Source organism: Micromonospora sp. NPDC047187 (assembly GCF_040643355.1).
Taxonomy (GTDB): Bacteria; Actinomycetota; Actinomycetes; order Mycobacteriales; family Micromonosporaceae; genus Micromonospora; species Micromonospora salmantinae.
This window is the reverse complement of sequence record NZ_JBEYUF010000043.1, coordinates 22,114-29,776: the sequence shown is the minus strand read 5'-3', so window position 1 is coordinate 29,776 and position 7,663 is coordinate 22,114. Positions and strand designations below refer to the sequence as shown.

General features: G+C 68.2%; 4 protein-coding genes. 3 read left to right on the top strand and 1 reads right to left on the bottom strand.

Going from position 1 to position 7,663, the window contains the following annotated elements; all coding sequences use genetic code 11:
- Nucleotides 1-932 precede the first annotated feature (932 nt).
- Both ABZ794_RS33170 and zwf read left to right on the top strand, forming a co-directional pair.
- A complete protein-coding gene (locus tag ABZ794_RS33170) occupies nt 933-1,067 on the top strand; it encodes a hypothetical protein (RefSeq protein WP_255750547.1) in 135 nt (44 codons plus the stop codon).
- 697 nt (nt 1,068-1,764) lie between these two features.
- Nucleotides 1,765-3,258: a glucose-6-phosphate dehydrogenase gene (gene zwf, locus ABZ794_RS33165; protein ID WP_210784796.1), complete on the top strand. Its 1,494-nt coding sequence runs from the start codon at nt 1,765-1,767 to the stop codon at nt 3,256-3,258.
- Nucleotides 3,259-3,415: 157 nt separating this feature from the next.
- On the opposite strand, the gene ABZ794_RS33160 is transcribed toward zwf, so the two are convergent.
- Nucleotides 3,416-6,184 carry a tetratricopeptide repeat protein gene (locus ABZ794_RS33160; protein WP_357519352.1) on the bottom strand — a complete coding sequence of 923 codons (2,769 nt, stop codon included), beginning with the start codon at nt 6,182-6,184 and terminating at the stop codon, nt 3,416-3,418.
- Between the two features lie 726 nt (nt 6,185-6,910).
- Here ABZ794_RS33160 and ABZ794_RS33155 point away from each other — a divergent pair.
- Nucleotides 6,911-7,648: a hypothetical protein gene (locus ABZ794_RS33155; RefSeq protein ID WP_357519350.1), complete on the top strand. Its 738-nt coding sequence runs from the start codon at nt 6,911-6,913 to the stop codon at nt 7,646-7,648.
- Nucleotides 7,649-7,663: the final 15 nt, after the last annotated feature.

The window sequence follows — 7,663 nt, the reverse complement described above, 5'->3', positions numbered from 1 at the left end:
AGGTGTTCGGGTAGTTGGTGACGGCGTCGGTCCGGCGGCAGAGACGGTCGGAGCGGATTGAGAAGGTGACGCCTCGCCGATGATCAAACCGACAGCGGCAAGAGCGCCCACACCGACACAGCACATGAAGAGCCCACCAACGACTACCACTGACAGGACGATTCCCACCCTCACGCCCGCCCGAAGCTGGGCCCCCGGGACCACCGGCTGCACCGAGGGCCGCCCAGCAGACGGCGACGCGTCGACTCCGGGCGGGTGCTGAGCGGATGGCTCCGACGAATCGGGTGTCTGCTGCACGGCTTCTCCAGTGAGAGGGCGTACGACAATTGTCGTGACCGCCGCAGCCACATACGCTCCGCCGAACAGTGAGACAGTCACCCCAGCCGAACGACTCACTGGTCGTCGAACGTCTACCGCACAAAGCTCTACCAGCACGAAACCTGCGACTTCTACAGCCGCCGGTTCCACGCCTCCAGACTCCTCCTGCACGTATCGGCTATCGTGACCGCGGGGTTTTCGCCAGGCCAGCCTCGTGGGGAACGAGGAGATTTGAACCCAGTAGAACCTCACGTCGAGCCTCGTCAAGGCTTGTCATTGCTTGTCAAAACCCCTTGTTACCGACCGCAGCGGGGAGGGTAAACGGGGGCAGGCCGACAGCCCGTCAGAATCCCGCCGCACCCCATTCCCCCACCATGGGACCTACGGTCAACAAGAACGACCCATCGCGGCCCGCCTACCGTAGCGGTGGGGCGGCACGATCTATCGCCCCACGATCGTCGATGCGCTTCCCAACGTCGGCAAGACCTGGAACAGCGTAGGGTCGGCGTGCAGTGAAGGACTTCGCGCCCGCCGCGGGTCTTCCGTCACCTGCACGCCGCGATCAGGCGAGTACCACGCTGCACGTTCACCGACCTGCTCTAGGAGGTTCGATCATGTCCAAGGACTCGACGAGCAAGGCGAACGTCAAGAAGAAGGGCAAGACGATCAAGGAGAAGCAGACTGCGAAGCGCCTGAAGCGCGACGAGCAGAACGGGCAATCCTCAAACATCGTGCCCACCGGGCGCTGACGCCGGCAGCGTCGCTCAATTCTCCGAACGCGGCGATGAAGGTGGGGCCTGACAATCGTCGGGTCCCCACCTGCCGCTGCCGCCGTAGAGCTGCGGGCCAGTCGCAGAATCCAGAGGATCCGGCGGGCGCGCCGGGACGCCATCCGAGGACCAGCAGACCAGCGATGATGAGCTACGCCCAGTTCCGAGATGAGAGCCGCAGGCAACACCGCTGCGGTGGAGCTGGCTGACGCAGCGAGCACGAGGTCCCCAACGCCCACCGACGCCGCTCCCGCTCGCGTTGGGCACCTCAAGAATCCGCTGCGGCCTGGTGCTGCGGCGCGAGCATTCTGCCGATCATCTTCCCGTCACAGGCGGATACGAACAGCCCGATCATGGGACCGACATCAGGCTGGGCCACCACCACCGGACCAGCGCCACGCCGCAGCCGCACCCTGGTGGTCCCCGGCGCCGCCGTCGGCGAGACCGTTGACCTCCGCGGGCTACCTGGCCACGATCATTCGTACCACCACCGCGTACGCCGACAGACCGCACCGAATCGCCTACCCGTCAGCTGGACATGCGACGCTCAAGGGCCGCGACCAACGGGCCACGCCGCGTGGCCCCCGGCCAATACCGCCAAAGCCCGCACAATTCCTGGCATGACAGCACGACATCCCCCAACCCCACACCCCTTGTGCCCGGAGGAACGCAGACCATGGACCACGCATCTCAGCTCATCCAGGAGCGGAGTGCCCCGCCGGCCACGCTGGTGATCTTCGGCGCCTCCGGTGACCTGACCCGACGGAAGCTGCTGCCCGCAATCGAGAGCCTGGCTCGGCATGAGCGGCTTCCGGACCAGTTCGCGCTGGTCGGCGTCGCCCGTACGTCGATGACCGACGAGCAGTTCGCCGAGAGCGCCCTGGGCGAACGCACCCTCGCCAGCAAGCGCCAACTCCAGGGCGGCGTGCGGTACGTGGCCGGCGGCTACGACGACCCGGAGACCTACAAGCGGCTCGTGGAGACCCTCGACGAGTTGGACGCACAGCGGGGCACGTCCGGCAACCGGCTCTTCTATCTGTCCACCCCGGCCGGGGCCTTCGAGCCGGTGATCAATGGACTGGCCGGTGTCGGGCTCAACCAGCCACGCGAAGGCTCCTTCTCCCGACTGGTCATCGAGAAGCCGTATGGGCGCGACCTGGTCACGGCCCGCGAGCTCGACGGCGTCGTGCACAGCGCGTTCGACGAACACCAGGTCTTTCGCATCGATCACTACCTGGGCAAGGACACCGTCCAGAACGTGCTGGCGCTGCGCTTCGCGAACTCGATCTTCCAGCCCATCTGGGATCGCTCCTGGGTCGACCACGTGCAGATCACCGTCGCCGAGACCCTCGGCGTCGGCAGCCGCGGCGGCTTCTACGAGGAAGCCGGCGCGATGCGGGACATCGTGCAGAACCACGTGCTTCAGGTTCTCGCGCTGGCATTGATGGAGCCACCGGCCTCCTTCGAGGCTGAGGGCCTGCGCAACGAGAAGGTGAAGCTGCTGCAGGCGATCCGGCTCCCCACCGACCGGGACATCGCCGAGGCCGCGGTCCGGGGACAGTACACCCGGGGCGGCACCCGTGAGGAGCTGATGGCCGGCTACCGCGAGGAGGCCGGCGTCGACCCCCTGTCGCGGACCGAGACCTACGCCGCGATGCGGCTCAACGTCGACAACTGGCGCTGGGCCGGGGTGCCGTTCTACGTACGCACCGGCAAGCGCCTGCCGGCCCGGCTCACCGAGGTGGCACTGCAGTTCCAGCGGCCGCCGCACCTGCCGATCCCGACCGACCAGCTCACCGGCCTCGATGCTGACGCGCTGATCCTGCGGATCCAGCCCAACGAGGGCATCTCGCTGCGCTTCGGTGCCAAAGTGCCGGGCCACTCCTTCCGGGTCCGCACCGCCACGATGGAGTTCTCCTACGACCAGACGTTCGTCGAGGAGTCCCCGGAGGCGTACGAGCGTCTGCTCCTGGACGCGCTGATCGGTGACGCGTCGCTGTTCATCCGCAGCGACGAGGTGCAGCAGTGCTGGCGGATCGTCGACCCGATCATCGACAACTGGGAGAAGGACAACTCGCCGATCCCCACCTACGAGGCCGCCTCCTGGGGCCCGACCGACGCCGATCGGCTCATCGGCCGGCACGGCCGCAAGTGGCGCAACTCCGCGTGATGCTGCCACAACGAGTGTGACCGCGCTGCTGAGCCCGATCGCTTGGTCTCAGCATCGACCCGCAGCGTGGTCCACTCAGTGGGCGGGTCATCGAAGCCATGGCCGGGCAGCTCGGCGAGGAGTTCCCGAGATGAAGGATCGAGGCTGGTCGACAGATCTACGGACCTGACTCGGTCGTCCTTAGGATCCGGTTCTGCGTCTGGCCGTCCCGACGCTCAGGCTGGGAACTCGCGCGCAGGTAGCTGAGGACGGCCAGGGTCTTGGGGTGTTCCGGGCCGAGCACCCGGGTCCAGCCGGCGTGCACGTGCCGGAACGCCGTCTGCGCCTCCACGTAACGGCCCTGGTCGGCCAGCACCCTGGCGAGGGCGCTGTGGGTGCTGAGGGCGTCGGGATGGTTCGCGCCGAGCAGCCGCGTGCGGGTGGCCAGCAGGTCACGCAGTTCCGCCTCGGCCGCGCTGAATTGGCCCCACCTGAGCAGCACCACCGCAATGCTGTGGCGGGTACTCAGCGTCTCGCGGTGCTCGGCTCCCAGGGTCCGTGCCCGGATCGCCAGCACGGCACGGAACTCCGCAACAGCCTCGTCGTGTCGTCCCTGCTCGTCCACCGCGATGGCGAGGTTGCTGCGAACGATCAGGGTGCTGGGATGCTCGACGCCGAGCGACCGGGTGTGGGCAGCGAGCACCTCGCGCAGTTCCGCCTCCGCCTCGCTGTGCCGCCCCTGCACGCTGAGCACGACGGCGAGGCTGTTGCGCACCTTCACGGTGTCCGGATGCGCCGCGCCCGACAATCGCGTCCACTCGGCAAGCAGTTCGCGGAACTCCGCCTCCGCCGCGTCGTAGTTCCCCTGCTTTTCCAACACCACCGCGAGGTTGCCGCGAACGGCCAGGGTCTGGGGATGTGCCGCACCAAACAGTCCGGTACGGATCGCCAGCAGCCTGCGGAAGACGGCCTCGGCCTCACCGAGGCGTCCCTGCTCGCGCAGCACGACCGCGAGGTTGTTGCAGGTGGTGAGGGTGTCGTCGTGTTCCAAGCCGAGCACCCGGGTCTGCGCGGCAAGCAGCTCGCGGAACTCCGCCTCCGCCTGGTCGTAGCGGCCCTGCCCGTTCAGTACGACTGCCAGGCTCAGCCGGGTGTTCAGGGTGTCGCGGTGCTCGGGGCCGAGGCGTTGCATTCGTGCGGCCAGAACCGCACGGAGCTGGGCTTCCGCCTCGTCACGACCCGCCTGCATGTCCAGCACCACGCCCAACCGGTTGCGGGTGTCGAGGGTGTCGGGGTGCTCGGAGCCGAGCAGCCGCGACCGCGCGTCGAGGACCCCGCGCAACTCCACCTCGGCTTCGCCGAACCGGCCCTGCTCGCGTAGCGCGGCCGCGAGGCGTTGCCGAACGGCCTGGGTGTCGAGATCGTCCGGGTCCACGTCGGGGTGCGAGACGTACCGCCGCAGGAGCGCAACGTCGCAGAGGGCCAACCGGCTGGTCCGCGCATCCTGCGGGATGGCCTCATTCAACTGCCGCAGCTGTGTCGGGCTGAACCGATCCGCGTGCCGGTCGAGGCAGGACGCGATCGCCTCGTCGACCGGTAGCTCCGCGGTGGCAACGACCCTGATCGCGGCGGCGATCATTCGTGGCGGGTCGCGGTCGAGTACCGCACCGAGCGCCACGATGGCGTCTGGGCTGTGTGCCGCGGCTCTGGCCAGGGTGCCCAGGGCGCGTTGGGTTCGAACCTCGTCCCCGGTGGTGGCGTTGGCCAACGCCTGGGCGAACATCGGGCTGTGGGCGACGGCGCTGACCGCGTAGCGTTCCAGCAATACCGCCGGTAGCCGCGGAGACAGCCAGTCCGGCACTTGCTGCGGGTAGAGCCCTCGGAGCCAGTCGGCCAGCTGGCCCGCCCGCTCGGGGCCGATACCACCTGCTGGGGACCATATCCGGGTGAGCAGCCTGCGGGCGGCATCCTCATTGGCGGCACCGACCAGCACGGCGAGCAGCAGCGCCTGCTCAAGGACGATGCTGGGCAGGTCTTGGAGGTGCGCCTGCCGGGCGGACTCCTGCCAACGCCGCCGCTCGGCGGTGAAGATGTTGGCCACTACGGTGGCGGTGTCGACCGTGCCACCGACATCGGTTCGCGCGGCGAGCGCGGCAGCGGCGTGCAGCAGCGTGATCGACGGAGGCGGGTCACTCGGCTTCAACGTCACGGAGGGAACCGACGCCGACTCCTCCGAGAAGCACAGCAGGGCACGCGTGAACGCTTGCTGCTGGCTCTTCGCGTCGCCCACGATCGCCGGTACCGTCACCTGCGGCCGGTACGGCAGTCCCGCCACCACTCGGGCCGGCTGGCGGGCGCGCACGGCGGCCCACCACGGGTGGTTCACCCTGCTGACAACAACCAACCGGATGTCGCTGTCGACGGCCTCAGCCCACGCCTCCAGGGTCGCGGGAAGGTCGTCGCAGGTGTCGGCGTCGTCGACCACGAGCACCACTCGTCGCCGCAGCGCTGCCGCCGCGGACACCGCCGCCGCACCCCTGCCGGGCACCGCCCATGCGCACGGGAGCGCGAGCCGCTCAGCCACCTCGACCAGCAGCCGGCTCTTGCCGGCGCCAGGTGCTCCGTCGACGTAGAGCACGGACGCGCGGGCCGGTGAGTCGGCGAGGGCCCACCGCACCACCTGGCGGGCCGCCGGGTCGTGCAGCACGCTGAAGGGCACGGCCCGCCGGCCCGGTAGCAGCATCGTCAGCAAGCCGACATCGTCACCTTCCTGCCAAGGGTGGCTGCCAGGCGCCGCAGTGGTGGCCGCTCGCCAGGCGTCCTCACGGGCGCGCTGGTCAGTGCGCTGCTGCCACCACACCCCGCCGTAGAGGCCCGCGGCACCGGACGCCACGCCCAGACCGGCCGCGAAGTACCAGGTGACGAAGTTGGCTAGTGCCGCAGTCATCCCGGCAGTTAGCAACAGGGCGGCGCCTGCGACGCTGGCAGCACGTATCCGGAGCCGGTTCGCCCAGCGGCCATCCGCCACTGTCGCCTCCTTTCCCGGTGACGTCCATGGTCACTGTGCGTTGCAGGCCATCTTCGCCGGATCGTTTGATCGGTTGGAATCGAGCATCCCTATCGCTACAAGTGGGCGGGGGACGCCGATGGGGAGAACGATCCGGCGGTTGTTCAGTTGACCTAAAAGTTGTTACCGTCGGCCGCCATCCCGACCTTGTCATTAACCGTCAGAGGCGACGCTGAGCTGCACAGACCCGTCGGCAGTCGTCCGCGGCCGGAACGCTGCCCGCACGGGGCAGCATTCGAGCAGCCACAAGTCTGGACCGCCCGCACGGTTGCGCGGCTGCGACCTGCTCGCGGGGTATGAACGGGGAGGCCGCCGGCCGCCACCAAGAGGCGCGCGGCCGCTTCGCCATCTGCAGACCCACCCGAGCAGCCTGAGCTGGCATCCTTACCCTCGCTGCAGGAAAGCCAACACTATTCGACTGCTCGTGAACTCCGATATGTCCATAAGTCTCCAGCCCTGCATCGCCAGCAACTCAGCGGCAGCCATGGCGTGTGTCACCTTCTGTACGCCGATACCTCGATCCGACATCACTGCCAGGTAGCGATGGGGATAGCCGCGCAAGTCGATCCGGTGCTCCAGGACACCAGAGGCGCTGACCATACGGGAATGGACGATCTGCTCGGGACTTTCGTACGCCGACATGGTCACCACGGTAGAAGCCCGATGCAGGGACGATGGTTGGTCGCGGCTGTGGCTATCCTCTATGTGATGGCAACGTTACCCCGAGCCCTGGGGCGGGCGGCCGCGGTTCTGACGGTCCTCGCTGCTACAGCCGCCTGCGACGGCACCGTGGACGGTGGTCCGGTCAAGACCGAAGGGCCTCCTCCGGGGACCGCCACTCCCGCCGTGACTCAATCGCTGGTACCTGCTCGCAGCTTCAACGCGACTGGTCTGCGTCTGTGCGAGCACCGCGAGATGCTTCCGCTCGCCGCGCTGTCCCTCACAGTGCGGCGAGAAGATCCCACTCCGCCGCTAACGGCGCCGGGGGCTGCCTGTCTGTTCGAAATGGAGACGGCGGACGGCCACGAGGCAAATTTTCGGGTCGAGGCATCGACACCGGCGTCAGCCGAAGAGGCGGTGCAGCTGTACGGCACAGCCCGCCAAGGCGCCAGCATGCGGCGTGAGGGCGGGCTGGAAGGAATCGGCGACGAGGCGGAGGCATACACCCGGCAATCACAGCCCGGATTCAAGTATGCGGAGCACATGGCACAGGCTCGGGAGAACAACCTGGTCGTGCAGGTCTGGCTCGCCGTCGGCGGTGACGAGTTCGTCCCCACGAAGCTTCTGGCCCAGGAGACGGTGAAGGCGCTCCGACGCACACTCGCCCTGGTGCCGACCGCCTGATGCTGCCTGACTACA

Excerpts from the sequence above, each read along its gene's own strand:
- ABZ794_RS33170 (WP_255750547.1), top strand. The coding sequence starts at position 933 with ATGTCCAAGGACTCGACGAGCAAGGCGAACGTCAAGAAGAAGGGCAAG.
- zwf (WP_210784796.1), top strand. The coding sequence starts at position 1,765 with ATGGACCACGCATCTCAGCTCATCCAGGAGCGGAGTGCCCCGCCGGCC.
- ABZ794_RS33160 (WP_357519352.1), bottom strand. The coding sequence starts at position 6,184 with ATGACTGCGGCACTAGCCAACTTCGTCACCTGGTACTTCGCGGCCGGT.
- ABZ794_RS33155 (WP_357519350.1), top strand. The coding sequence starts at position 6,911 with ATGGACGATCTGCTCGGGACTTTCGTACGCCGACATGGTCACCACGGT.